Annotated in this window: 23 protein-coding genes and 1 riboswitch; of the genes, 8 read left to right on the forward strand and 15 right to left on the reverse strand. The window is 73.5% G+C overall.

From position 1 onward, the window contains the following. Window positions 1–30: 30 nt before the first annotated feature. The 7 genes from pta to mgrA all read right to left on the reverse strand — a co-directional run bounded on the left by pta (window position 31) and on the right by mgrA (window position 7632). Window positions 31–2130 carry a phosphate acetyltransferase gene (pta, locus tag OG218_RS08705; RefSeq protein ID WP_328292817.1) on the reverse strand — a complete coding sequence of 700 codons (2100 nt, stop codon included), beginning with the start codon at window positions 2128–2130 and terminating at the stop codon, window positions 31–33. Window positions 2131–2184: 54 nt separating this feature from the next. Beyond that, window positions 2185–3411, reverse strand: coding sequence for an acetate/propionate family kinase (locus tag OG218_RS08710; protein WP_328292818.1), 1227 nt, complete (start codon window positions 3409–3411; stop codon window positions 2185–2187). Window positions 3412–3465: 54 nt separating this feature from the next. Further along, window positions 3466–4131, reverse strand: coding sequence for a TenA family protein (locus OG218_RS08715; protein ID WP_328292819.1), 666 nt, complete (start codon window positions 4129–4131; stop codon window positions 3466–3468). After that, window positions 4128–4973: a bifunctional hydroxymethylpyrimidine kinase/phosphomethylpyrimidine kinase gene (thiD, locus tag OG218_RS08720; protein ID WP_328292820.1), complete on the reverse strand. Its 846-nt coding sequence runs from the start codon at window positions 4971–4973 to the stop codon at window positions 4128–4130. Before thiD ends, OG218_RS08715 begins: the two co-directional genes overlap by 4 nt. Next, the gene (gene thiE / locus OG218_RS08725) at window positions 4970–5596 is read right to left on the reverse strand and encodes a thiamine phosphate synthase (RefSeq protein WP_328292821.1); all 627 of its coding nucleotides are present in this window, start codon (window positions 5594–5596) and stop codon (window positions 4970–4972) included. The genes thiD and thiE overlap by 4 nt, the downstream gene beginning before the upstream one ends. Next, on the reverse strand, window positions 5593–6420 hold the full coding sequence (gene thiM / locus OG218_RS08730) for a hydroxyethylthiazole kinase (RefSeq protein WP_328292822.1): 828 nt from the start codon (window positions 6418–6420) through the stop codon (window positions 5593–5595). Before thiM ends, thiE begins: the two co-directional genes overlap by 4 nt. Further along, window positions 6414–6514: riboswitch (TPP riboswitch) on the reverse strand. It overlaps the preceding gene by 7 nt. Window positions 6515–6561: 47 nt before the next feature. Further along, a complete protein-coding gene (gene mgrA, locus OG218_RS08735; RefSeq protein WP_328292823.1) occupies window positions 6562–7632 on the reverse strand; it encodes an L-glyceraldehyde 3-phosphate reductase in 1071 nt (356 codons plus the stop codon). Window positions 7633–7673: 41 nt separating this feature from the next. Here mgrA and OG218_RS08740 point away from each other — a divergent pair, with 41 nt between their 5' ends. Then, on the forward strand, window positions 7674–8387 hold the full coding sequence (locus tag OG218_RS08740) for a GntR family transcriptional regulator (protein WP_328292824.1): 714 nt from the start codon (window positions 7674–7676) through the stop codon (window positions 8385–8387). Window positions 8388–8430: 43 nt separating this feature from the next. On the opposite strand, the gene manD is transcribed toward OG218_RS08740, so the two are convergent. After that, on the reverse strand, window positions 8431–9642 hold the full coding sequence (gene manD, locus OG218_RS08745; protein ID WP_328292825.1) for a D-mannonate dehydratase ManD: 1212 nt from the start codon (window positions 9640–9642) through the stop codon (window positions 8431–8433). Between the two features lie 58 nt (window positions 9643–9700). After that, window positions 9701–10423 carry an LmeA family phospholipid-binding protein gene (locus OG218_RS08750; RefSeq protein WP_328292826.1) on the reverse strand — a complete coding sequence of 241 codons (723 nt, stop codon included), beginning with the start codon at window positions 10421–10423 and terminating at the stop codon, window positions 9701–9703. Window positions 10424–10501: 78 nt separating this feature from the next. Between OG218_RS08750 and trxA the strand changes: the two genes are divergently transcribed. After that, complete coding sequence (trxA, locus tag OG218_RS08755; protein ID WP_328292827.1) at window positions 10502–10939, forward strand: thioredoxin; 438 nt, start codon at window positions 10502–10504, stop codon at window positions 10937–10939. A gap of 150 nt (window positions 10940–11089) precedes the next feature. Then, complete coding sequence (locus OG218_RS08760; RefSeq protein WP_328292828.1) at window positions 11090–13264, forward strand: SpoIIE family protein phosphatase; 2175 nt, start codon at window positions 11090–11092, stop codon at window positions 13262–13264. 24 nt (window positions 13265–13288) lie between these two features. Here the strand turns inward: OG218_RS08760 and OG218_RS08765 are convergent, their stop codons facing one another. Beyond that, window positions 13289–14077 (reverse strand): TIM barrel protein, encoded by a 789-nt coding sequence (locus tag OG218_RS08765; RefSeq protein WP_328292829.1) that lies wholly within the window; start codon window positions 14075–14077, stop codon window positions 13289–13291. Further along, a complete protein-coding gene (locus OG218_RS08770) occupies window positions 14074–15126 on the reverse strand; it encodes a Gfo/Idh/MocA family oxidoreductase (RefSeq protein WP_328292830.1) in 1053 nt (350 codons plus the stop codon). Before OG218_RS08770 ends, OG218_RS08765 begins: the two co-directional genes overlap by 4 nt. Before the next feature lie 127 nt (window positions 15127–15253). On the opposite strand from OG218_RS08770, the gene OG218_RS08775 reads away from it, so the two are divergent. The 3 genes from OG218_RS08775 (at window position 15254) to pdxY (ending at window position 17691) form a co-directional block, all read left to right on the forward strand. Continuing rightward, entirely contained in the window at window positions 15254–16243 is a 990-nt protein-coding gene (locus tag OG218_RS08775) for a LacI family DNA-binding transcriptional regulator (RefSeq protein ID WP_328292831.1), read from the forward strand. 221 nt (window positions 16244–16464) lie between these two features. After that, window positions 16465–16773: a hypothetical protein gene (locus OG218_RS08780; RefSeq protein WP_328292832.1), complete on the forward strand. Its 309-nt coding sequence runs from the start codon at window positions 16465–16467 to the stop codon at window positions 16771–16773. A 66-nt stretch (window positions 16774–16839) separates the two neighbouring features. Then, window positions 16840–17691 (forward strand): pyridoxal kinase PdxY, encoded by an 852-nt coding sequence (gene pdxY, locus OG218_RS08785; protein WP_328292833.1) that lies wholly within the window; start codon window positions 16840–16842, stop codon window positions 17689–17691. Window positions 17692–17700: 9 nt separating this feature from the next. Here pdxY and OG218_RS08790 read toward each other — a convergent pair whose 3' ends face one another. Then, entirely contained in the window at window positions 17701–18378 is a 678-nt protein-coding gene (locus tag OG218_RS08790; RefSeq protein WP_328292834.1) for an SDR family NAD(P)-dependent oxidoreductase, read from the reverse strand. Window positions 18379–18498: 120 nt separating this feature from the next. Here OG218_RS08790 and OG218_RS08795 point away from each other — a divergent pair, with 120 nt between their 5' ends. Further along, window positions 18499–20652: an HD domain-containing phosphohydrolase gene (locus OG218_RS08795; protein ID WP_328292835.1), complete on the forward strand. Its 2154-nt coding sequence runs from the start codon at window positions 18499–18501 to the stop codon at window positions 20650–20652. A 19-nt stretch (window positions 20653–20671) separates the two neighbouring features. Here OG218_RS08795 and OG218_RS08800 read toward each other — a convergent pair whose 3' ends face one another. Then, window positions 20672–21871 carry an MFS transporter gene (locus OG218_RS08800; RefSeq protein ID WP_328292836.1) on the reverse strand — a complete coding sequence of 400 codons (1200 nt, stop codon included), beginning with the start codon at window positions 21869–21871 and terminating at the stop codon, window positions 20672–20674. A 238-nt stretch (window positions 21872–22109) separates the two neighbouring features. Here OG218_RS08800 and OG218_RS08805 point away from each other — a divergent pair, with 238 nt between their 5' ends. After that, the gene (locus OG218_RS08805) at window positions 22110–23180 is read left to right on the forward strand and encodes a cell wall-binding repeat-containing protein (RefSeq protein WP_328292837.1); all 1071 of its coding nucleotides are present in this window, start codon (window positions 22110–22112) and stop codon (window positions 23178–23180) included. 43 nt (window positions 23181–23223) lie between these two features. Here the strand turns inward: OG218_RS08805 and OG218_RS08810 are convergent, their stop codons facing one another. Both OG218_RS08810 and OG218_RS08815 read right to left on the reverse strand, forming a co-directional pair. Then, a complete protein-coding gene (locus tag OG218_RS08810; protein ID WP_328292838.1) occupies window positions 23224–24021 on the reverse strand; it encodes a thioesterase family protein in 798 nt (265 codons plus the stop codon). A gap of 40 nt (window positions 24022–24061) precedes the next feature. Next, entirely contained in the window at window positions 24062–25483 is a 1422-nt protein-coding gene (locus tag OG218_RS08815) for an MDR family MFS transporter (RefSeq protein WP_328292839.1), read from the reverse strand. Window positions 25484–25589 lie beyond the last annotated feature (106 nt).

Genomic DNA, 25589 nt, shown 5'->3' on the forward strand with positions numbered 1-25589 from the left:
ACGATCCCGAGGCCGTGCGCCGCAACGGGTTCAGCCGCGCGAGGCCTGGATCGCGGTGAGCGCGATCGTGTAGACGATGTCGTCGACGAGCGCGCCGCGCGAGAGGTCGTTCACGGGCTTGGCCAACCCCTGCAGCATCGGCCCCACCGAGATGACCCCTGCGTTGCGCTGCACCGCCTTGTACGTCGTGTTGCCGGTGTTCAGGTCCGGGAAGACGAACACGGTGGCGCGGCCGGCGACGGGTGAGTTCGGCGCCTTCGAGGCCGCGACGGAGGCGACGGCGGCGGCGTCGTACTGCAGCGGCCCGTCGATGATGAGGTCGGGTTCGCGCTCGCGGGCGATGCGGGTCGCCTCGGCCACCTTGTCCACGCTGGTGCCGGAGCCCGAGGAGCCGGTGGAGAACGAGATCATCGCGACCCGGGGTTCGATCCCGAACGCGCGCGCCGACGCCGCGGACTGCAGGGCGATGTCGGCCAGGTCCTCGGCCCCGGGGTCGGGGTTCACCGCGCAGTCGCCGTAGATGACGACGTCGTCGGGCAGGCACATGAAGAACACGCTGGACACCAACCGGGCCCCCGGTTTCGTCCGGATGATCTGCAGCGCAGGGCGAACCGTCGCGGCGGTGGTGTGCACGGCACCGGCGACGAGACCGTCGACGGCTCCCGCCTGCAGCATCGCCGTCCCCAGCCAGATCGGGTCGGCGAGGGAGTCGCGGGCGACGTCGACGGTCATGCCCTTGTGCTTGCGGGCTTCGACGAGCACGTCGACGTAGGTCTCGACCAGACCGGCCGGGTCGAGCACCTCGACCCCCTCGGGGATCGTCAGCCCCAGCCCGGCCGCCACCGAGGCGACCTCGTCGGGGTCGGCCAGCAGCACGGGTCGGGCGATCCCGCGCTGCGCGCAGATGACCGCGGCCTGGATCGTGCGCGGTTCGGCGCCCTCGGGCAGGACGATCCGCTGCCGGCGTTCGGCGGCCAGCGTGGTGAGGCGACGCCGGAAGGCCGCGGGCGAGAGGCGTGGGGTGTGCGAGGCCGTCGGCAGCTGGGCCAGCCAGCCGGGGTCGAGGGCGTCGGCGACCGTCGAGGAGACCGCGAGCGCCCGTTCCGCGTCGTCGGCGGGCACCTCGGGGTCGAGCCGGTTGACGGCCGTGGCCGTGGCGTAGGTGGAGCGGTCGGAGCGCAGGATCGGCAGCCCGGTGGCGGCCGCGGCCGCGGTGAGCTCCTGCACGCGGGGGTCCATGCCGACGCCGGCGGTCAGCAGCAGACCGGCGAGGCGGTTGCCGTTGAGCGCGGCGAGGCAGGTGGCCATGACGACGTCGTGGCGGTCGCCGGGGACGAGGATGAGGCGACCCTCGCGCAGCAGCGGGAGCATCCCCGGGACGGCCTGCGCCGCGACGACGACCTCCTTGATGCGCCGGCCCTGGTCGCCGTGGGTGAGCACCTCGACGTCGAGGTCGTGGACGAGGTCGCGCACCCGCGCCCAGGTGAGGTCACCGCGGAAGGGCACGGCCCCCACGAGGGGGATCTCGTGGTGCTCCAGCGCGCCGCGCAGTGCGGAGATCCGGGCCACGGCGGTCTCGGGGTCCTCCGGGACGGGCCAGCGCGAGACGACCCCGCCGATGACGCGCAGCGCCTCGCCGGTCCGGTAGGTCCCGGCGGTGACGGCCATGTCCTCGGCGATGCGTTCGGGTGCGCCGGGGTCGGTGCCGTCGACGCCGGCGGACCCGACGAGCAGCACGTCGGCGTCGAGCGCCGTCGCGAGCGCCTGGTTGACCCGGCCGGAGAACACCTGGTCGGCGGAGGGGGCGAGGCCTTCGACGACGACGACGTCGTGGGCGGCGAGGACCTTCTCGGCGGCGGCGACGACCTCCTCCATCAGGTCGTCGATGTCGCCGCGGGAGAGGCGTTCGACGACGCGGGAGGCCGGGATGGGTTCGGAGGGGTCCAGCGTGGTGGTGAGCCGTACGAGCGCGACGGAGCGGTCGGCCTCGGACCCACGGGTCGCCTGCGCCAGCGGTTTGTGGAACCCGACGGCGACCCCGCGGGCGTCGAGGGCCCGGACCAGCCCGAGGCAGGTCGAGGTGAGGCCGGCACCGTGGCCGGTGGGGACGACGAGCAGCACGCGGGCCATGGCTTCACCTTCCCCCACGCCGCCCCGGGGGGCGACGGCAGCCCCTGCGGGGGTTCAGCGGTGCTCGACGAGGGCGACCGTGTCCCGCGCGATGAGCAGCTCCTCGTCCGTGGGGACGACCATGGCCAGCGGTCCTCCGCCGGGGACGGTGATGCACCCGGTCGGTGTCGCGGAGCGGCCGTGCTCGTCGTTGGCGGCGGGGTCCTCGACGAGCCCGAGGTGCGCCAGCTTGGCCAGCAGCATCGAGCGGACGTTCTTGGCGTTCTCGCCGATCCCGCCGGTCAGGACGAGGGCGTCCAGCCCGCCCAGGGACACCGTCAGCGCGGCGACGTGCTTGGCCGCCCGGTGCACGAAGACCTCCAAGGCCAGCTTGGCCCCGGCGTGGCCTTCCGCGGCCTGGCCGGACAGCGTCCGGACGTCGTTGGAGAGCCCCGACAGCGCCAGCAGCCCCGAGTTCGAGTTCAGCTGCTTCACCACCTCGGTGACGCTCATCCCGGTCCGGGCGACGACGAGTTCGACGACCGCCGGGTCCACGTCACCCGAGCGGGTGCCCATCACCAGGCCTTCCAGCGGGGTGAGGCCCATGGTGGTGTCGACGGAGCGACCGTCGAGGACAGCCGTTGCGCTGCACCCGTTCCCGAGGTGAGCCACGACGAGCTTCAGCCCGCGCGGGTCCCGCCCGGAGGCCTGCAGCAGCTCGGTGGCGCGCTGGCTGACGTAGCGGTGGCTGGTCCCGTGCATGCCGTAGCGGCGGACGCCGAACTCCTCGTACCACTGCGTCGGCACCGCGTAGCGGTAGTTCACCTCGGGCATCGTCTGGTGGAAGGCGGTGTCGAAGACGGCGACGTGCTCCAGGTCGGGCAGGACGGCCCGGGCGGCTTCGATGCCGGAGGCGTTGGCCGGGTTGTGCAGGGGGGCGAGGGCCGACAGTTCGTGGATCTGCGCCAGCACCCGGTCGTCGACGCGGACGGAACCGCGGAACACGGCGCCACCCTGGACGACGCGGTGCCCGACGCCGAGCAGCGGCGGCAGGTCGAGGTCGAGCAGGCGCTGCAGGACGTGCGCGAGGGCCCCGCGGTGGGTGGTGGCGGCCGGGGTGATCGTGCGCGTTCTCAGCTCACCGTCAACGGCGGTCGTCATGTGGACCACTGCGTCCGGGGACCCGATCCGCTCCCCGAGGCAGCTGAGCGCCCGCTCCCCCGTCACCGGGTCCACGAGCGCCAGCTTCACCGAGGAACTGCCGCAGTTCACGACGACGACGGAACCCTGACTGGTCGACACGCTGATCTCCTCACGGTGCTCGTCCCGCCCGTGCGGAACCCCGGATCGACCCTCTCACGCAGCGGGCCAGCCCTCACGGGCGTGGGCGGTCTCCCAGAACATCCACTCGTAGCGCGTCGCGGTCGCGAACGCCTCGTGCATCGCCTCGACGTCACCCGGGGCGGCGAGCGCCGCCTCGTCCACGAACCGCCGGGCCCGCTCCACGGCGAGGTGGAACTCGGGGGCGTCGTAGGCCGCGACCCACCGCGCGTAGGGGTGGTCGGCGACGAGGTCCGCGTGGGCGGCCAGTCGTCGCCCGGCGTCGGCGTAGATCCAGAAGCAGGGCAGCACCGCGGCGGCGGCGACGGCGTAGGGGGCGGTCGCCGCGGCGGCGACGAGGTAGGAGACGTAGCCGAGCGTCGTCGGGGACGCGAGGACCGGTCCCGTCGGTTCCGGCAACCGGCCGCCGGCGAGGAGGTCGGCGTGCAGGGACACCTCGACGCTCGCGGCGCCGTGCGCGGAACCGGCCCAGAACCCCGCGCTGTCGGATCCCGGCGCGCGGGCCGCGAGCAGGGACAGCGCCCGGGCGTAGCCGGCGAGGTAGATCGTGTCCTGTTCCAGGTAGTGCCGGAACGTCGCGGGGTCCAGCGACCCGGCGCCGAGTTCGGCGAGGAACGCGGAGTTCTCGACCGCCGTGCGCAGGCCGGCGGTGCGGGTCCAGGTGTCGTCGGTGAAGCTCACGAGCGGTCCTCCCGGAGGGCGTGGGCGTGGTCCAGCGGTCCGTGCCCGGACCCGACGTCGAGGCGGGCTCCGGCGAGGAGGGCGGCCTGCAGGTAGTCGCGGGCGGGTTCCACGAGGACGTCCCAGCCGGTTCCGGGGTGCAGGGCGACCTGGGCGGCCAGCGCCGAGGACAGCGTGCAGCCGGTGCCGTGGGTGGCGGTGGTGTCGACCCGGTCGCGCCGGACGAGCACGGTGGTCTCGGGGCTCCCGGGACTCGCGAGCACGTCGACGCTGGCCTGCCCGCTGAGGTGCCCACCCTTGAGCAGGACGGCGGTGCCGCTGCGCCGCGCCAGTTCCTGCGCCTGGTCCCGGCACTGCGCCACGGAGGTCGCGGCGTCCACGCCCAGCAGGGCCGCCGCCTCGGGGACGTTGGGGGTGACGAGGTCGGCCAGCGGCAGCAGCACGTCGCGCACCGCGGCGACGGCGTCGGGGTCGAGCAGCGCGTCGCCGCTGGTCGCGACCATGACGGGGTCGAGGACGACCGGTCCGAGCGCGCGGGAGCGGAGCACCTCGGCGACGGCGAGGACGACGTCGGCCCCGGCGAGCATGCCGATCTTGGTGGCGTGGACGGTGATGTCGTCCAGGACGGTGTCCAGCTGCAGGCGGACGAACTCCGCGGGGACCGCGAGGATCCCCCGCACCCCGTGGGTGTTCTGCGCCGTCAGCGCGGTGACGACGCTCGCCCCGTAGACCCCGTGCGCGGCGAACGTCTTGAGGTCCGCCTGGATCCCCGCTCCCCCGCCGGAGTCGCTGCCCGCGATGGTGAGAGCTACGCGGACGGGAGGGGGAACGGGTGCGCTCACGATCCCCACCGGGTCCGCAACGACCGGGCGGCGACCTCGGGGTCCTCGGCGGCGCAGATCTCGGACACGACGCAGAAACCCGCGATCCCCGTGCCGTGCAGCTGCTCCAGGTTCTCGGGGTGGATTCCGCCGATCGCGACGCAGGGCACGGGAGAAGCCCCCACCACGGTCGCGAGACCTGCGGGGCCGAGCGGCGCGGCGGCGTCGGGTTTCGTCGGGGTCGCCCAGACCGGTCCGACCCCGAGGTAGTCCACGACGCCCGGGTCGATCGCGGCGACCTCCTCGGTCGTCGAGACCGACACCCCGAGCAGCATCCCGGGGGCGATCCGCCGGACCTCCTCGACCGGCAGGTCGGACTGCCCGAGGTGGACCCCGTCGACGCCGGCGATGAGGGCGATGTCGACGGCGTCGTTGACGAACAACGGGACACCGCTTCCCCGCAACGCCTCCTGCACGGCCAGCACGAGCGCGAGGCGTTCGCGGTCGCCACCGTCCTTGGCCCGCACCTGCACGGCGGTCACCCCGCCGGCGACGGCCGCACGGACCACCGCGGGAACTCCGCGGGGTCCGCACTGGGCGGTGTCGGTGACGAGGTAGAGCGTGGGGTCGAAACCCCGTCTCACGCGATCCGCCCGGAGCGCGCGAGGTCGTCGCGGACCGCGTCGGCGTCGACGGCGTCGAGTTCGTCCAGCCAGCGGATCGCGAAGGTCCCCGGCCCGACCCCCTGCGCAGCCGCGCGTTCCGCGGCGACGGCGACGTGGACGTGAGCGGCGACGGCCGCGACCAGGGGGTCCTCGGCGACGGCGGCGTAGGCGGCGACGAGGGCCCCGAGGGAACACCCCGCCCCGGTCGTGCGGGTCAGCAGCGGGTGGCCACCACTCACCCGGACCGTGCGTCCACCCTGGACGACGACGTCGACGACCCCGGAGACCGCCACGGCTCCCCCGGTGCGGTCGGCGATCTCGCGGGCGGCCACCAGGGCCTTCTCGACGCCGTCGGTGGAGTCGACCCCGCGACCGCCGGCTCCCGCGCCGGCCAACCCGAGGACCTCGGAGGCGTTGCCCCGCACCACGGTCGGGGCGTGCTGGAGCAGCTCGCGGGCGACGCGGGTGCGGAACTCCAGCCCACCCACGGCGACGGGGTCGAGGACCCAGGGGGTTCCGTTCCGGTGGGCGGACTCCGCCGCCAGCGACATCGCCCGGGCCTTCTCGTCGTCGAGGGTGCCGACGTTGACGAGCACGGCGGAGGCGAGCTGCGCGAACGTCGCCGACTCGTGGACGTTGTCCACCATGGCCGGGGAGGCACCGGCCGCCAACAGGACGTTCGCGGTGATCGTCTGCACGACGGAGTTGGTGAGGCACTGCACGAGCGGGGCGCGCTCGCTCAGCGCGGCGCGCGCCGCCACGACCTGCTCGGGACGGACGTGTTCTGGTGCAACGGCGGTCATGGCCGCGACATCCCTTCGTCAGCATTACCTGCGTCAGGTTCGACGGGTGTGTTCTCAGCTCCGTGATCTGCGCGGAGCACCCCGTGTCGCGGCCGACAGTAGCACCGTCAGGCCAAGGTCAAACGCCGGGTCGGCGCTGGGTCAGTTCTCCCCGCCCGCGCGTGCCTGGGCCCACAGGTCGACGCCGGAGTCGACGGCGAAGACGTCGATGGCCTTCAGTTCCTCGTCGCTGAACTCGAGGTTCGACACGGCGGCGACGTTGTCCTCGACCTGCTGGACGGAACTCGCCCCGATGAGCGTCGTCGTGACGCGACGGTCGCGCAGCACCCAGGCCAGCGCGAGCTGCGCGAGGGTCTGACCACGACCGTCGGCGATCTCCTGCAGGCCGCGGATGCGGGCCAGGGTGTCGCCGCCCAGGATCGAGGGGTCGAGGGACTTCCCCTGCGCCGCACGGGAGTCCTCGGGGATGCCGTTGAGGTAGCGGTTGGTCAGCAGACCCTGCGCCAGCGCGGTGAACGGGATGCAGCCGACCCCCTCCGCCTCGAGGACGTCGAGCAACCCGGACTCGATCCAGCGGTTGAACATCGAGTACGAGGGCTGGTGGATCAGCAGCGGGGTGCCGAGGTCGCGCAGGATCCGCGAGGCCTGCAACGTGCGCTCGGGACCGTAGGAGGAGATCCCGACGTGGAGCGCCTTGCCGGAGCGGACGATCGCGTCGAGCGCCCCCATCGTCTCCTCGAGCGGGGTGTCCGGGTCCGGACGGTGGTGGTAGAAGACGTCGACGTAGTCGAGCCCCATGCGCTGCAGCGACCGGTCCAGCGACGCCGTGAGGTACTTGCGGGAACCGTGGTCGCCGTAGGGACCGGGCCACATGTCCCAGCCGGCCTTGGAGGAGATCAGCAGTTCGTCGCGGTAGGGCTTGAAGTCCTCCGCGAAGAGCCGGCCGAAGTTCGTCTCCGCCGAGCCGTAGGGCGGGCCGTAGTTGTTGGCGAGGTCGAAGTGGGTGATCCCCAGGTCGAAGGCGCGGCGGGCGATGTCGCGCTGGGTCTGGAACGGCTTGTCGTCGCCGAAGTTGTGCCAGAACCCCAGCGAGAGGGCCGGCAGTTCGATCCCGCTGCGGCCGCAGCGGCGGAAGGGCATGGACTCGTAGCGTCCAGCGTCTGCGGTGTACGTTACCCGCCGATCCTGCCACGACCACCCCGCAGGAGGCACTGCCGGGCGAGCACATCGGGCCTCCCTGCGAGACTGGTCCCGTGAGCCCGCCCCCCGCCCGGACGTCCCGCCCCGCGCAGCGCGCGGGGAGTCCGCGGGGAGCTCGCGCGCTGGTCCTGGACGAGCTGCGCCGCCGCATCGTCGGACTGGAGTACCCGCCGGGCACCTCGTTGTCCGAGAACGAACTCGCGGCCGCGCTGGGGGTCAGCCGGACCCCGGTGCGCGAGAGCCTCATCCTCCTCGTGGAGGACGGTCTGGTGAACGTCGTCCCCCAGGTCGGGACGTTCGTCTCCCCCCTGCGCGAGAGCGACATCGCCACCGCGCAGTTCGTCCGCGAGGCCCTCGAACTGGCCTCGCTGGAACAGGCGGTCCCGCAGGTGGGCGAGGACGACGTCGAGGACCTGCACCGCTCGCTGGAGGATCAGCGCCGTGCGGCGGGCCGGGGCGAGCACGACCGGTTCTTCGCCCTGGACGAGGAGTTCCACCTCCGCCTGCTGGCCGTCTCGGGGCACGCCGCGGCCTGGCGTTCGGTGAGCCGGGCCAAGGTCCACCTGGACCGGGCCCGCCGGTTGTCGCTGCCGCTGCCGGACCAGCTGGACGTGCTGATCGACCAGCACGAGGCCGTGGTGGACGCGGTGGCCGCGCACGACGCGGACGCCGCCGCGACCGCCCTGCGGAGCCACCTGCGCAAGGTGTTCGACGACATCGCCGTCGTCCGGGCCGAGCACCCGGAGTTCTTCTCCGACGACCGCTGAGGACGATCACCGAGCCGCACGGCCCGGTGATCGTCGGAGTCGCTCACCAGTCGTGCATGCTCCCGTCGAGGCGACGGTTCACCGGCAGGTAGCGGGGTTCGTAGGGGAACCGCGCGGCCGCCGCCTCGTCGAACTCGACGCCGATCCCGGGGACGTCCCCGGGGTGCATGTACCCGTCGGCGAAGGAGTAGGTGGAGCGGAACACCTCCCCCGCGGGATCGCGGTGCCCCATGTACTCCTGGATGCCGAAGTTCGGGATGGCCAGGTCCAGGTGCAGCGCGGCGGCGTGCGCGATCGGCGAGAGGTCACCCGCGCCGTGGGCGCCGGAACGGACGCCGAACAACTCCGCGAGGGCGTACACCTTGCGCAGGTGCGAGATCCCGCCGCTGTGCGACACCGACATCCGGACGTAGTCGATGAGGCGTTCGGTGATGAGGGTCTGGACGTCCCAGATGGAGTTCAGGACCTCCCCCACCGCGAGCGGGGTGGTGGTGTGGGCGCGGATCGTGCGGAACGCCGACTGGTCCTCGGCCGGGGTCGCGTCCTCGATCCAGAACGGCCGGTACGGTTCCAGCGCGCGGCCGAGGCGCGCGGCCTCGATGGGCGTCAACCGGTGGTGGACGTCGTGCAGCAGGTGCACCCCGAACCCGAAGCGTTCCCGGACGGCCTCGAAGACGGTCGGAGCGAAGTCGAGGTAGGCCGAACTCTCCCAGGACCCCTCCTCGGGGCGGTCGGAGTTCGCGGGTTCGTAGATGCGTCCGTCGTGGACGGAGACGCCGTACGTCTTGGCGACCCCCGGTACCGCGGCCTGGATGCGGACGGCCTTGTAGCCCTGCTCGAGGTACTCGGCGAAGCGGTCGAGGAGTTCGGGGACGTCGTGGCCGTCGGCGTGCCCGTAGACCATGACCCCCGAGCGGGAGGCGCCGCCCAGGAGCTCGTAGACGGGCAGTCCGGCGACCTTGCCCTTGACGTCCCACAGCGCGACGTCGACGGCCGCGATCGCGGTCATGCCGACGGGTCCCCGCCGCCAGTAGGCCCCCTTGTAGAGGTACTGCCAGGTGTCCTCGATGCGAGCCGGGTCCCGGCCGATCAGCAGCGGGCAGACGTGGTCGCGCAGGTAGGACGCGACGGCGAGCTCCCGGCCGTTCAGGGTGGCGTCGCCGACCCCGACGACACCGTCGGAGGTCTCGAGCACGAGCGTGACGTAGTTGCGTCCCGGCGACGAGACGACGACCCGGGCATCGGTGATCTTCATCGGACCCTCCGCGGTGGACTACTGCCACACTAGTGCACCAGCACCAGGCGGGCGAGGGTCAGCCGACGTCCACCGCGCTCGCCCCGAGGGTCCCGCTGACGAGGACGCCGGAGTCGGCGACCTGGAACGCGTCGAGGTCGACCTGGGGCGGCACGTCGGACAACGCGATCGACCAGCCGCCGAACCCGGCCGCCTCGAGCAGTCGTTCCGCCCGACTCAGGGGTACCTCCGCCCCCGCCACCTCGGCGCTCACCGGATCCAGCGTCACGGACGCGCCGTCGAGTTCCGGACGGACCGTCACGGCCAGCTCCACCCCGAGGGTGAAGACGCGGACCGTCGTCGTCGCCCGGATCGCGTCCCCGGCACGCGCCAGGGCCACCCGCAGACCACCCGGGGACACCTGCTGCGCGAGGTCGGCGTAGGACACCTGTCCCCGGACGGTCCCGGCCGCCAGGTCGACCGTCCCGGACCCGCCGACGAGGACCCCGAGCGGGACGTCGACCTCGGGGATGCGCACCCGCACGTCGCGCAGCGTCACCTTCCCCGCGGGCATCTGCCCGACGTCGACGGTGACGTCGTCGAAGCGTCCCCGCACCGCCTGCCACAGGAACGACCCGCCCGCCACGGTCACCGTGGGGTCGGCGGGCAGGTCGTACGTCGTCCGCAGCTCCCCGGCGAACCGTCCGGTCGCGTAGCTGCGGGCGGCGAGGTCGCCCGCGACGAGGATCACCCCGAGCGCGACGACGGTCACCAGCAGACGGATCAGACGGGAGCGGGCCACCCGCTCACTGTGCCTGACGGCCCTGGACGGGGAGGACGGAGCGGGAAGTCTTCACGGGTCCTCGTGGTTGGGAGAGGCATGAGCACTCAGGCCCTGACCCTGGAGACCCACGACGACACCGTCAAGGACGGGATCGTCCTGATCGACTTCTGGGCTGACTGGTGCGGTCCGTGCAAGCAGTTCGCCCCGGTCTTCGAGAAGGCGTCGGAGTCGCACGGGGACATCACCTTCACCAAGGTGGACACCGAGGACCAGCAGCAGCTCGCCGCCCGCTACGGCATCACCTCGATCCCGACGCTCGTCGCCTACCGCGACGGCATCCCCGTGTTCGGTCAGCCCGGTGCGCTCCCGGCGCCCGCCCTCGAGCAGCTGATCGAGCAGGTCCGCTCCCTGGACATGGACCAGGTGAAGGAGCAGTACGCGCAGGCCGTGCAGGAGCAGGCCCGCCAGCAGACCCAGGCCGCGCAGCCGTCCCGCGAAGGCGTCCGCGCGGGCACCGACCCGGCGGCCTTCTGAGCGCAGACGATCCACCGTCACCCCGTCCCCCACCAGGGGGGCGGGGTGTTCTGCGTCTACGCACAGGAGGAGGTCGAGGAGAAACCCTGCGCGAGGTGGTCGCAGGTGGTTCGATGACACCGCTGCGTCCCCGGCCGGCAGGAGGTCCCCGTGCGCTCCGCAGGGCAGGTGCCCGACGCCGTCAGGGCCGCCGTCTTCCGCGCGCTGCCGGCCGGCTACGTGGTCCTCGGCCCCGAGCAGATCGTGCTCGACGCCACGGACGAGTTCCTGCGCCTGGTCGGGCGTCACCGCGCGGACCTCGTCGGCCGTCCGCAGTCCGAGGTCTTCCCGCCGGGACCGGGGAGCCTCCACGAGCTGTGCGAACGGGTCCTGGCCCACCGCCTCCCCGACGCCGTCCCGCTGGTGCGCCACGACCTCCCGCACGACCTCCGGCACGAGGACGCGCCCGAACCGGCCGAACGCTGGTGGTCGCTGACGGCGACGCCCGTCCTGGACGCCGACGGACGGGTTCAGGCCGTGGTCGGCGGCGCGCAGGACGTCACCGCGTCCGTGCTGGAGCACCGACGGACGGGACTCACCGGGCACCACGCGGCGCTCGACACGTCCCTCCGGACGGCGCTCGACACGTCCCTCCGGACGGCGCTCGGCACGTCCCTCCGGTCCCGGGTGCAGGACTCGCGCGAGGTCTCCGCACTGGCCGACGTGGGGCTCCGCCTCAGCGCTGCGCGAACCCTCGACGACGTCGTCCGCGTCGTCTCCCAGGGGCTGACCACCCTGGGTGCGGACGGCAGCGGGATCGCCGTCCCGGCCGAGGACGGGGGGTGGCGCCTCGTCGGCAGCAACGCGTTCGACGACGACTACCGCGCGCGGTGGGAACACGTCCCGCACGACAGCCCGCTCCCGGTCTGCCACAGCGCCCGCACCGGGGAGCGCCTGCTGCTGCCGGACGCCGCCACCGCCGACGCCTACCACCCGGTGATGCCCGCGGTGCGGGAGCAGAGCGGACGCAACGCCTGGGCGCTGTTCCCGCTCGTCGTCGGCGGCGGGGTGCTCGGGGCGCTGGCCGTGGCCTGGACGCAGGACCACACCTGCAGCGCGGACGAACTGGAACTCCTGGAGGGTTTCGCCGCGCAGTGCGCGCAGGCCGTCGAGCGGATCGGCAGCGAACGCGTCGCCGAGGACGAGGTCCGGGCCGTGCGACGCATGGCGGAAACGCTGCAGCGCAGCCTGTTGACGCAGCCGCCACTGCGCGAAGGGCTCCAGCTGGCGACGCGCTACCAGCCCGCCGCCCGCGGGGCGCAGGTCGGTGGCGACTGGTTCGACGCCTTCCCCACCCGCTCCGGCGGCACGGTGCTCGTCGTCGGCGACGTCAGCGGTCACGACCAGACCGCGGCGGCCGCCATGAGCCAGGTGCGCAACCTCGTCCGCGGCATCAGCTACGACGGCGACGACCGACCCGCGAACCTGCTGGCCCGGCTCGACCAGGCGATGGCGGGGCTGGGCCTGGAGACCCTCACGACCGCCGTGCTCGCCGTCCTCGACGCCCCCGTCAACGGGGTCGCCGGTCGTCGGCTGCGCTGGGCCAACGCGGGGCACCTGCCGCCCCTGCTGCGCCACCCCGACGGCCGGGTCGAACGGCTCGGGCCGAGCGGGGACCTCCTCCTCGGCCTCGACCCCACGACCGTGCGCCGTGAGCACACCGTCACCCTCGTCCCCGGCGACGTCCTGGTCCTCTACACCGACGGACTGGTCGAACGCCGCGACGGCGACCTCGACGACGGCATCGCGACCGTCGCCGACGCCCTCGCCGCCCCCGACGGTGTGACCGCCGGCGCCTGGGCGGACTTCCTGCTGGGAACCCTCGGCCCGGCCGGGACCGCCGACGACACCGCGCTGCTCGTCGTCCGGATCGAGACCGACACGAGCCCCGACACCCTGCGCTCCCCCGCCGGGGACCCCCAGGAGATCGTGCTGCCCGCCGATCCGCGCTCGGTGCGCGACGCCCGCCGCCTCGCCCGCCGGTGCTGCCACCGCTCGGGTCTGCCCGACTCCGTCGCCGAGACCGCCGAACTGCTGACCAGCGAACTCGTCACCAACGCGATCGTCCACGGCCGCAGCGACACCCGGGTCCGGATCACCGCCACCCCCGACCTCGTGCACGTCGAGGTCTCCGACGACAACGACCGCCGCCCGCTGCTGCAGGCCCCCGACGACGACGCCCTCTCCGGACGGGGCCTCAGCATGCTCGAGACCTCCGCCAGTCGGTGGGGCGTCGACGACGCCGACATCGGCAAGGTGGTCTGGTTCACCCTCGACGCGGTCTGACCCCGCTGACCCCGGGAGCCGGGTTCACAGCGTGAACGCGCTCCGGAACGCCTCGACCGCCGCCCGGCTGTCCCCCGAGGCGAACGCCTCCATCCCCACCGTCCCGCGGTACCCCGCACCGGCCAGCGCGGCCGCGACGACGGGGTGGTTGATCTCGCCCGTCCCCGGCTCGCACCGGCCCGGGACGTCGGCGACCTGGACCTCCCCGATCAGGTCCACGCAGCCCCGGAGGAGTTCCACGAGGTTCCCCTCCCCGATCTGGGCGTGGTAGAGATCCAGGTTCATCCGCAGGTGCGGACTGGCGACCGCAGCGACGAGCGCGCGGGTGTCCGCCGCCGACGCGAACGGGGTGCCCGGGTGGTCCACCGCGACGTTCAGGTTCTCCAGCGTGAACACCACGTCGTGGCGTTCCCCGAGTTCCGCGATCCGGACCAGGGTGCGCTGCGCCGCGAGCCACATGGCCCCCGTGACCTCGGCCACCGGACGCACGGGCAGCCCCCTCCCGTCCAGGCCGGTGCCGTGCAGGTTGAGGTTCGGACGGCCCCCGCCGCTGAGCGCCTCCGCCGCCGCGATCGAGCGCTCGGCGCTCGCCAGCAGCCGGTCCGCACCGTCGGGGTCGACGAGTTCCCCGTCGACGTAGCCGGTCATCGAGGTGAACCGCGCCCCGGTGGCCGCGAGCGCGAACAGGTCCTTCGTGGTCCAGTCCCAGATCTCGACCGCGAAACCCGCGTCGTGCAGCGTCCGCACCCGGTCCGGCAGGGGCAGGTCCCGGAACACCATCTCGGCGCAGACCGCCAGCGTGAAACCGCTCACCGGGTCCTCGCGTCCACCGTCGCGGCCACGACGGCCGGGTCGACGGGACCGCCGCTGCGCACCGAGGCGATGCAGGACAGAGCGATCGACAGCGCACGCCGGGCGTCGCGACCGGTGACGGAGGGAGTTCGACCCTCGCGGACGGCGGCGACGAACTCGGTGAGTTCACCGGTGTAGGCGTCGGCGAAGAGTTCGACGTCGGAGCGCGGGGTGGGGCTGTGCCGGCCGTCGGCGTCGAGGACCTGCAGGGCCGATCGTGGCCCCTCACCGATGCTCAGCATCCCCGCGGACCCGAAGACCTCGCCCCGGACGTCGTAGCCGTAGCTGGCCGAGAAGTTGGCCTCGGCGACGGCGATCGCGCCGTTGTCGAACCGGATCGTGACGACCGCGGTGTCGAGCAACCCGGCGTCCTTGAAGTCCGGGGCGATCAGGGCGTCGGCCACGGCGTAGACGGAGACCGGTTCCGCACCGGGGTTCAACCAGAGCAGGGTGTCGAAGTCGTGGATGAGCGTGAGGACGAACACCGCCCAGGCCGGGACCACGGCGGGGTTCGGCAGGCCCGGGTCGCGGGTGAGGGACCGCAGCAGCTGCGGGCGACCGATGCGGCCCGCGTCGATCGCGGCGCGGGCGGCGGCGAACCCGGGGGCGAACCGGCGGTTGAACCCCACCTGGAACGCGACGCCCGCGGCGTCGGTGGCCGCGATGCCGCGGTCGAGCTCGGCCATCGAGAGTCCGGCGGGTTTCTCGCAGAACACGGGTTTCCCGGCCCGGGCGGCGGCCTCGACGAGGTCCGCGTGCGCCTCGGTGCTGGCCGTCACGACGACCGCGTCCACGTCGGGGCGCGCGAGGAGTTCCGCGGGGTCGGTGAGCCCGACCGCACCCAGGGGTCCGGCCAGCGCCGCGGCGACGCCGGGTCGCGGGTCGGCGACGGCCGCGAGCCGTGCGCCGGGAACCCTGGTCGCCACCAGCCGGGCGTGCGAACTGCCGATGCGGCCGGCCCCGATCAGGCCGATCCCGGTGCTTCTCACGTCGCCGTCGACGTCGGACATGCGTTCGCCTCTCGTCCCGCCGGGTCTTGCGACCCGGCCTCACCCTAGAGCGCTCTAGGTCTAGATCGGTCCAGGGTGACCGGGCACGGGCCGGACGTCAAGCGGTCGGGCCGTTAGGGTGCGGTGGGTGACGCGTCCGCAGCCGGTGACCATGGCCGACGTCGCCGCCCGGGCGGGGGTCTCCCGGGCCCTGGTGTCCATCGTGTTCCGCGGAGTTCCCGGGGCGAGCGCCGCCAACCGGGAACGGGTGCTGAGGGCCGCAGCCGAACTCGACTACCACCCCGACGAACGCGCCCGCCTGCTCGGCTCCGGTCGCAGCCGGACGCTCGGAGTCGTCCACGGCCTGCACGTCCCCTTCCACGGCGAACTGGTGGAGGCGCTCTACGACGCCGTCGCCGATTCGCCCTGGCGCCTCAGGCTCGAACCGCGCGGGCGCTCCCGCACCGAGGCCGCGGCCGTACGGGCCCTGCTCGACCAGCGGGTCGAGGCCCTGGTCCTCCTCGGCCCGGGCGCCGGGCGGAGCGAACTGCAGGAACTCGCCGCGCGGCTCCCGGTCGTCGTCCTGGCCCGGGCCCTGCGCCAGGTGGACGCCGGGGTCGTCCGCACCGACGACGAGACCGGCGCCCGACTCGCCGTGGAGCACCTGGTCGGGCTCGGGCACCGCCGGATCGTGCACCTGCACGGCGGCCGGGCGCCGGGGGCGACCGAACGCCGCGCCGGGTACCGCCGGGCGGTGCAGTCCGCGGGGCTTCCCGCCGACCTCCGCCCGGGCGGAGCGGACGGCGCGAGCGGCGAGGCCGCGGCCGCGGACCTGCTGCGCGACGGGGTGCCCGACGCCGTCCTCGCCTTCAACGACGAGTTCGCCGCCGGGCTGCTGCACGCCCTGCGCGCCGCCGGGGTCGCCGTCCCGGGCGCCGTCTCGATCGTCGGCTTCGACGACAGCGCTGTGGCGGCCCTCTCGACGGTGTCGCTCACGACCGTGGGGCAGGACCCCGCCACCCTCGCGCGGCACGCGGTGGAGCAGGCCATCGCCCGGGTGGAGGGGGCCGCCGAGGTCCGTCGCGAGGTGGTCGTCACGCCCCGCCTCGTCGTCCGGGGGACGACGGCCGGTACGTGACCCTCGCCGCCGGGGTCTTCTCGCTGCTCGCCGAGACCACGCACCGACCCGAGGGGTAGACCGTGATCGTGGCGCTGAACGGGCTCCGCCTGCTGCGACGCTCGGCCTGGGACGACCGGCCGTGGGGACTGGTACGACCTCTACCGCCGAGGGGTTCCGTGGGCCACACTGGGACCGACGCCGGGACCCCGGAGAACGGCCGACGAAGGCAGGCTCACCCCATGGACCAGTCGAGCTCCACCTCCCGTTCCGAGGCCGTGATCTCCGGGCAGGACTACGCCGTGGACGAGATCGTCCACGCGGGTTCCTCCAAGGCACCGAGTTCCCTGGACGAGTTCTGCGGTGACGTGTGCTTCCAGGTCTCCCACGGCCCGCACCACCACGAGGTGGTGGGCGTGGGAAACCTCACGGGGGACATCGCGCTCGTGCACGAGAAGATGGGCGACGCGGGCGGGCGCGACGTCCGCGTCTGGCACGTCGCACCGGGTGCGGACGGGTTCCTGGCCCGTCACGTCCCGCCCACGGGCTGAGCACCGTCGACAGCGGGTACGGCAGCCGCTGAGCCCATCACCCCCGGATGCGCGAGGATGGAGAGCATGAAGGTGCTCTCCATCCAGTCCGCCGTCGCCCACGGCCACGTCGGCAACTCCGCAGCGGTCTTCCCGCTGCAGCGCATCGGTGTCGAGGTCCTGCCGGTGTACACCGTGAACTTCTCCAACCACACCGGGTACGGCGCCTGGCGGGGTCCGGTCATGTCGGCCCAGGACGTGGCGGACGTGATCACCGGCATCGAGGAACGCGGAGTGTTCCCCGAGATCGACGTCGTCCTCTCCGGGTACCAGGGCGGCACGGGCATCGGTGACGTGATCGTCGACGCCGTGCGCCGGGTCAAGGCCGCGAACCCGACGGCGATCTACGCCTGCGACCCGGTGATGGGCAACGCCAGGTCGGGCTGCTTCGTCGCCCCGGAGATCCCCGAACTGCTGCGCGACCGCGTCGTCCCGGCGGCTGACCTCATCACCCCGAACCAGTTCGAACTGGGCTACCTCACCGGCACCGAGCCCTCCACCATCGAGAGCACCCTCGCCTCCGCCGACCTGGCCCGGGCGATGGGCCCGTCCACGGTGCTCATCACCAGCGTCGAACGTCCCGACGCCGAGGAGGGCACCCTCGAGATGGCGGTCGTGGACGAGCAGGGGGCGTGGATCGTGCAGACCCCGCGGTTGCCGTTCAAGGCCAACGGTTCCGGTGACGTCACCGCCGCGCTGTTCGCCGCGCACCACCGCGCCACCGGTGACGCCGCCCTCGCCCTCGAACGGACCGCCTCGTCGGTGTTCGACCTCATCGAGGCGACCTACACCGCGGGATCCCGGGAACTCCTCATCGTCCAGGCCCAGCAGTTCTTCGCCGAACCCCGCCTGCAGTTCCGCGCGGAACGTCTGCGCTGACGCCCCGGCTCAGAACGAGGTGACCCCGCGGACGCGGTGACCGACGGCGATGGACTCGCCGGTCACCGCGTTGAGCGGGGAGGCGAGGAACGCGAGCAGGTCGGCGACCTGCGCCGGCGTCGACTCCCCAGGGGCGCCGACCGCCACGGCCGGGTCTGGGTGGGCGGTCACCAGGCCCGGGTTGACGGCGTTCACCGAGATCCCGGTCCCCGCCAGGTCGTCCGCGAGGTTCTTGGCCACCACGATCGTGGCGGCGTTGCGCACCGAACCGGTGATGTTGCCGGTGAGCAGGGCGTTCTGCCCGCTCACCACGACGATGCGGCCGAACCCCGCCGCACGCATCGACGGGACCACCGCGTTGGCGATCCGGAGGAAGACCATCGCCTTGCCGTCGAACGCCTCCAGGACCTGCGCCGGGTCGGACCGGCGCTCGGGGTCGAGGGTCCGCGCGGAGGGGGCGGCGGTCACGATGACGGCGTCGATGCGGCCGTGGGTCCGCAGCACCTCCTCCACCCCCGCCTGCACGGACGCGTCGTCGGTGCCGTCCAGCACCACCCCCTCGCCGGGGTTGCGGGAGGCGACGACGACCGTGGCCCCCTCCGTGCGGAGCCGGTCGGTGAGGGCCGCACCGATGAGGCCCCTCCCCCCGACGACGAGGACGACGCGGTCGCGGAACTGGAGATCCATGGGGGCACGGTATCCCCGGCTCCGTCCCTGCTCCCCCGTTCGGGTGGAGCCGCGCGACCGGGCGGGTGAACCGGCGGCCGAGCGCTCAACGTCCCCTTCCGGTGACCCGATCAGGGATTCGTGGCGAGTGGACCGACCCAGAACTACGACGGCGCCGAGGCGCTGGGGTGGCGCCCTCGGCCCGTCCTCGCGCGTCTGGTCCGCGCCGCCGCGTCGTTCGGGCCCGTGCTGTTCGCCCTGGCCGTCGGCGCAGTCGCCGCGCGCTGGGCCCCGGCGTCCCGGATCGGCGTGCCGGGCACGGTCTGGCTGCTCCTCGTCGTGGTGCTCTCCTCCCTCGTGCTCGTCCTCGTCTCCCACCTCACACGGCGGCTCGTCCCGCTCTCGGCCCTGCTCCGGCTGAGCCTCGTCCTGCCCGACCGCGTGCCCAGCCGCTTCGACGTGGCGCGCCGCACCTGGTCCCCGTCCCGACTGCAGCAGGCCGGGCCCCCGGAGCACGACGGACCCGTCGACTGGTTGCTGGCCCTCGTCGGGAGCCTCGCCGAGCACGACGCGCGCACTCGTGCGCACGGGGAGCGCGTCCAGGCCTACGCGGCCCTCATCGGCGCCGAACTCGGGCTGCCGCACGAGGACGTCGACCGGCTGAGCTGGGCGGCACTGCTGCACGACGTCGGCAAGGTCCACGTCCCCGTCGAGGTCATCAACAAGAAGGGCCGCCCCGACGACGAGGAGTGGGCCTCGCTCCAGCAGCACCCCGCCCACGGCGGGCGCCTCGTCGAACCCCTGCGTGGCTGGCTGGGTCCGTGGCTGGACGGGGTGGAGCAGCACCACGAACGCTTCGACGGTGCCGGCTACCCCCGCGGTCTGCACGGGACGGACATCTCGCTGGCGGCGCGCGTCATCGCCGTCGCCGACACCTACGACGTCATCACCTCGGCCCGCTCCTACAAGAAGCCGCTGTCCGCCGAACAGGCCAGAGCCGAGATCACCCGCTGCGCCGGAGCGCAGTTCGACCCCGACGTCGTCCGTGCGTTCCTCACCGTCGGCGTCGGACGGCTGCGGCTCATCGCCGGTCCGGCGACCCTGCTCGCCGCGTTGCCCGGGGTGGGTTCCCTCCCGGCGCAGGCCGTGTCGAACGTCTCCGCCGTGGCCCACACCGTCGGCGGGCAGGTCCTCGGCGCCGTCCTCACGGCCGGGGTCGGGGTCGGAGCGGGTTTCGTCGCGACCGACGCCGCCGCGGCGGACCCCGTTCCCGTCGTGGCCGCCGCGCCGTTCTCCGACGTGAGCGAGAACTCCCCCGCCGCGGCCGCGGTCCCGAGCCCGTCCGGAACCCCCACCACCAGCCCGAGCGACCTCGTGACCTTCCCGGCGCGGGGGGCCGACCCCTTCACCCCGATCGAGCCGCTCTCCGCGCGGACGCCGGAGCGCTCCGTACCCGGTTCCACCGCAGCTCCGGTGGCCCTCGCCGCGACGGCCTCACGCCCGGAGACCTCCACCCTCACGGCCACGCCCACGGCCACCCGATCCTCGACCTCCCCGGGGGCGACCGCCCGCCCGACGCAGGCCGTGCCGACCGCGACCGCGGTCCCCTCGGCCGTGGCGACGACCCCTCCGACCCCGACCACAGGGAACCCCGTCACCGCCACGGCGACCACCACGGCGACCGCGGCACCGACCACCACGGCGACCGCAACACCGACCACCACGGCGACCGCAGTGCCGACCACCATGCCGACCGCAACGCCGACCGCGGCACCGACCACCACGGCGACCGCAGCGCCCACCAGTTCCCCGCCCACCAGTTCCCCGCCCACCAGTTCCCCGCCCACCAGTTCCCCGCCCACCAGTTCCCCGCCCACCAGTTCCCCGCCCACCGGTTCCACGCCCACCAGTTCCACGCCGACCACGACCCCGGTGCCCACGCCCACCACGACGGATTCCTGCTCCGCGGCCCACCACGGCGCCACCCGGCTCGAGGACAAGGACCTGCGCGGGTGCGACCTGCAGCTGCAGACCCTCACCGGGAACTGGCGCGGGGCGAAGCTCCAGGGGGCGAACCTCACCGGCGCCACGCTGCTCAACCTCGACCTGAGCCACACCGACCTCCGGACGGCCGACCTCGACCTCACCCGGCTCGTCGCGGTCGACCTCTCCCACGCGGACCTGCGGGGCACCAGCTTCCGCGGCGCGGTCCTGACGGGGGTGGACCTCACCCAGGCGAAGTGGGACGCGCACACCTTCGACGGAGCCGTCCTGGTCGGCGTCACCGGGATGTAGGGCACCGGGGACGCCGGCGTCACCGCTCCCGGGGAACTCCACCCGCGTGGGCGGGCTCGGGGACACGGATCCGTCCGGCCAGGACGGCGACGAACGCCGACGTCACGACGAGGAGGCCCAGCGCGAACCGCAGGGAGGACAGTTCGGCGACGAGGCCGATGACCGGCGGCCCGAGGAAGAACGCCGGCCACTCGCCCAGGTTGACCAGCGCGACGGCTCGTCCGGCGGGCACGTCGGGCTGGTTCCCGGCCAGACCCATGATGGTCGGGAACACGCAGGCGCACCCCAGGCCGACGAGGGCGAAACCCACGAGGGCCAGGGGGACCGAGCCGGTCAGGACGGCCAGCAGCACCCCCGTCGCGGTCACCGTCGCCGAGAACCGGATGAACCGCACCCGGCCGAAGCGGTCGACGAGGCGGTCCCCGAACGACCGCGTCAGCGCGATCGCCAGCGAGTAGCACACCAGGGTCAGGGAACCCGTGGCGACGGTGGCGCCCAGCGAGACGGAGTACTGGGCGCTCCACTGCACCGCAGAGCCTTCGGTGACGGCGGCGAGGAGGGCGAGGCCCGCCAGCAGGACGATCTGCCGGGTCGGCCGTGCCCGCCGGGGGGCCGGTCCGGATCCCCCGGCGAGGGGAGCCTCGGCCCCCCGGGGCAGGGCCGTCGCCGTGACGCAGAGGACGACGGCGAGGACCAGGTCGCAGATCGCGATCTGCACCCACGGATCGGTCCCGAGGTGCCCGGCGAGGGCCCCGGCGAGACCACCCCCCAGCTGCCCGACGCTGAACCAGGCGTGGAAGGAGGACATGATGCTGCGGCCGTAGCGGCGCTCGACGGTGACGGCGAGGGCGTTCATCGGGCTGAACAGCAGACCCGTCGCCAACCCCTGCAGCGCCAGCGCGGGGACCAGGAACGCCGGCGACGGTGAGGCCGCGGCCAGCGGGACCACGACGAGCAGCAGCACGGCCCCGGGCAGGGCCAGCGCACGCGGGCCGGTGCGGGAGATGACCCGGGTCAGCACCAGCAGGGCGAGCAACGTCCCCGCCGGTTGAGCCAGCACCACGAGTCCCCACCCCGCGTCGCTGAGACCGAGCTGGTGCTTGATCGTCGGGATCCGCCCGGACCAGCCACCCATGACCGCGCCGGCGATGAGGAACAGCGTGACCACGGCACTCCGGGCACGCAGCGGGCTCACGGTGGTCGGGGGCGTTGCGGGCACGGGGCGTTGCTCCTCCTGGTCCGCCGTCGTCAGCGTGACCGACGCGAGCCTAATCCGGGCCTCCGTCGACCGCTGCGTCCGCACCCGGCTGCACCGCCCTGGGGCTGCACCCACCCGTTCCGCTGACCGGGTGAACATCCGGTTTCCTCGAGCAACTCAGCGGGACCGTGTCCTAGTTTCGCGATCAACCGGGGGCGAGGTCGCCCCCGGCTCGGTCGCGAACGAAGGAAGAAACCCCATGCGCCTCGCGCGTCGCCTCACCCTCACCGCCCTCACCGGGGCGGCGCTCCTCGGAGCCTGCACCTTCACGGGGACCGCGGCCCAGGCCGCCGCTCCGGAGCCCGGCGTCTCGGGCGCCACGCACACGGCCGTCCCGAAGGTCGGCACCCCGTTCCCCTACGTGGGCCTCGTCCGCGCAGCCGGCGCCGACCGCTACGAGACCGCCGCCGTCATCGCCCGTGGTTCCTTCCAGCCCTCGGCCGGTTCGGCCGTCTTCGTCACCAGCGGTGAGGCCCCCGCCGACGCCCTGACCGCAGGACCCGCCGCGGCCTCCCTGGACGCGCCGCTGCTGCTGACCCAGGCCGGTTCCCTCCCCGCGGCGACCGCCGCGGAACTCACGCGCCTCACCCCGGCGAAGGTCTACGTCGTCGGCGGCACCGACCGCATCTCCGACACGACCCTCGCCGCGATCACCGCGGCCTCCCCGGGAGCCACCGTCGAACGCATCGCCGGTGCGACCCGGTACGACACGGCCGTCGACCTCGCGGAGAAGTTCTTCCCCGCGGCGAAGGGCGTGGTCCTCACCCGGGGCGACACGTTCCCGGACGCGCTCTCCGGCGGAGCCGCGGCGGCCGCCGCCGGAGTCCCCCTCATGATCACCGAGCCCGGGACCCTGCCGGACCCCGTGGCCTCGTGGTTGAACGGGCAGACGTTCCAGGCCGCCGTCGTCGTCGGGGGCCCCACGTCGGTCAGCGAGAGCGTGGCCACGCAGCTCGCCGCGCACGTCAGCGACGCCACCGCGATGACCCGCCTCGCCGGGGCCGACCGCTACGACACGGCCGCGGCCGTCGCCGCGAGCGTCTTCCCCGACGCCACCACCGCGGTCATCGCCACCGGGGAGAACTTCCCGGACGCGCTCGCCGGAGTTCCGGTCGCGGCCCTGAACCAGGCCCCGATGCTGCTGCTGCCGCAGGCGTGCACCCCGGTGTCCCTGTACGACTACGTCTCCACGAGCCAGATCAGCAGCGAGATCGTCCTGGGTGGCCCCACCTCGGTGACCCCGGAATCGCTCCTGACCAACTGCTCCTGACCCACCGGGGTGGCCCCGACCGGGGCCACCCCGCCGCCGCGGCTCAGCCGTGGTGGGGCCGCACCGTGAGGGCCTGGGCCAGGGTTCCGAAGGGCCCCAGTTCGTCGTGCAGGACGCTGCTGGTCAGTCCGATGCCCTGGGCGCCGAACGACACCGAGGTGTCGAAACCCAGCCACCCACGCTGCGGAACCCTGAACAGGTGCGCGGTGAGGTCGATGTTGGGGAAGGCGACGTCACGCGGGTCCGCCCGCACGGTCATGCCGTTCGCGACGTCGAACAACCCCGCGGTGGCGGCCAGGGCGCTGACCTCCTCACCGGCCACGAGCGCCGTCGCGGTCCGCACCCAGGAACTCGCCCGGCCGGGTTCCAGTTGTCGACGGCGCACCTCCAGCGACGCGACGAGACCACCGGGCCACACCGAGGTGACGTCCCAGGGCGGCGTCTCCTCGGGGGACGGGATCCGCGGCAGAGGGGTTCCCCCGAGTTCCGCGGTGTCGCCCGGTCGCAGGAGCCACGCCCGCAGCCGGAGGAAGTCCCGGCCGTCGTGGGCCAGGCACGCCTCGACGAGTTCGATCGTCCGACCCGGCCGGAGAACGCTGACCCTCGCGTCGACGACGTCGACGGGCACCGTGCCGAGGATGTCGAAGGAGAGCCGGCCGAGGACCAGGCCGTCGTCCCGCCGGGTGTCGCGGTCGAGTTCGACGACGTGCACGGACAACCCCAGCGCCGCGGCGATGTGCTGCTCGTGCTCCTGCCACCCGCCACCGACGTGCTCGGTCGCCCGGAACGCTGCCGCGCCGACCCTCTCGAAGTAGGCGGGGGTCCCCGGTGCGGTGGTCACGACGACGGATCGTAGACCCCGCAGCGGAACCCGACCCGGCTCAGCCGGGCCGACGGTCTCCGCGCGGCATGCAGACGACCGCGACCAGGAGGAGCACGGCCACGGCCACCGTCGCGAGGAAGACGTGGTGCACGGCCTGCGTCAACGGGCCCGCCCCGACCCCGGAACCCTCGAGGGAGGCCACCCCGAGGGTGGCGTTCACGACCGCGCCGAACGTCGCGACGCCGACCGCGCTGCCCAGCGAACGGAAGAACATGTTGACCCCCGTCACGACGCCGCGCTGCTCCCAGCCGACCGCCGACTGCGCGGCGATGAGCGTGGGGGCGGCGGTGACGCCCATCCCCAGTCCGATGGCGAAGCAGGTCAGGGCGACCTGGAGGATGCTGGAGGTGGCCTCCAGCAGCAGCAACGACGACGAGGCGGCGAGCACGACGAGCGACCCGATCAGCGCGGTGGCCCGGATCCCGATGCGCAGGTAGAGCCGACCGGCCTGCGAGGCGGAGATCGGCCACCCGATGGTCAGGGCGGCCAGCGCGAACCCGGCCACGAGAGGGCCGGCCCCCAGCGCGTCCTGGACGTAGGTGGGGACGTAGGTCGTGAGGCCCAGCAGCACGGCGCCCACGCAGGCCGAGACCAGGCTGGTCGCGGTGATCAACCGGTGCCGCAACAGATCGAGCGGGAGCACCGGCTCGGCGGCACGCCGCTCGACCTGCACGAAGACCACGAGGAACACCGCGCCGAGGCCGAGCACCAGCAGGCTCGGCGGCGCGTCCCACGCCCACGCCTGGCCGCCCTCGAGCAGGCCGAGCACGAGCAGGGTGAGGCCGACGGTGAGCACGGCGGCTCCGAGGTAGTCGACCTGCGGCCGGCTGCGCCGGACGGTCTCGTGGAACCGCCGCCACACCACGGTTCCGGCGAGGAGGCAGAGCGGGACGTTCACGAAGAAGATCCAGCGCCAGCTGACGTACTCGGAGAAGACCCCACCCAGCGTCGGCCCCACGACCGAACTGACCGCCCACACCCCGGCCAGGTAGCCCTGGACCTTGGCCCGCTCGGCGAGCGTGTAGAGGTCACCCACGATCGTCAACGACATCGGTTGCACCGCACCGGCTCCGACACCCTGCAGGGCCCGGAACGCGATGAGTGCCCCGATGTTCCAGGCGAATCCGCAGAGCACGGACCCCAGCAGGAACAACCCGATCCCGAAGAGCATGACCGGTTTGCGGCCGAAGAGGTCGGCTAGCTTGCCGTAGACGGGAACCGTGACCGCCTGCGCCAGCAGGTAGATCGAGAACAGCCAGGGGAACTGCGCGAAACCCCCAATGCTGCGCACGATCGAGGGGACGGCGGTCGCGATGATGGTCGAGTCGATCGCCACGAGGGCGGTCGAGAGCATGACCGCGATGAGCACCGGTCCCCGTTCGGAGCGGAAACCCACACCCGCCGCTGTCGCCGACGTCATCCAGCTCCTCCTCCGTCCGGCCCGGGTCGTCACCGCCCCGGCCCGCCGGACGACGGGTACCGGGGGCAACCGTACGAGGTGCGGCGGCGTCTGGCCCGGTGGCGGG

The sequence above is a fragment of the Kineococcus sp. NBC_00420 genome, from assembly GCF_036021035.1.
GTDB lineage: Bacteria > Actinomycetota > Actinomycetes > Actinomycetales > Kineococcaceae > Kineococcus.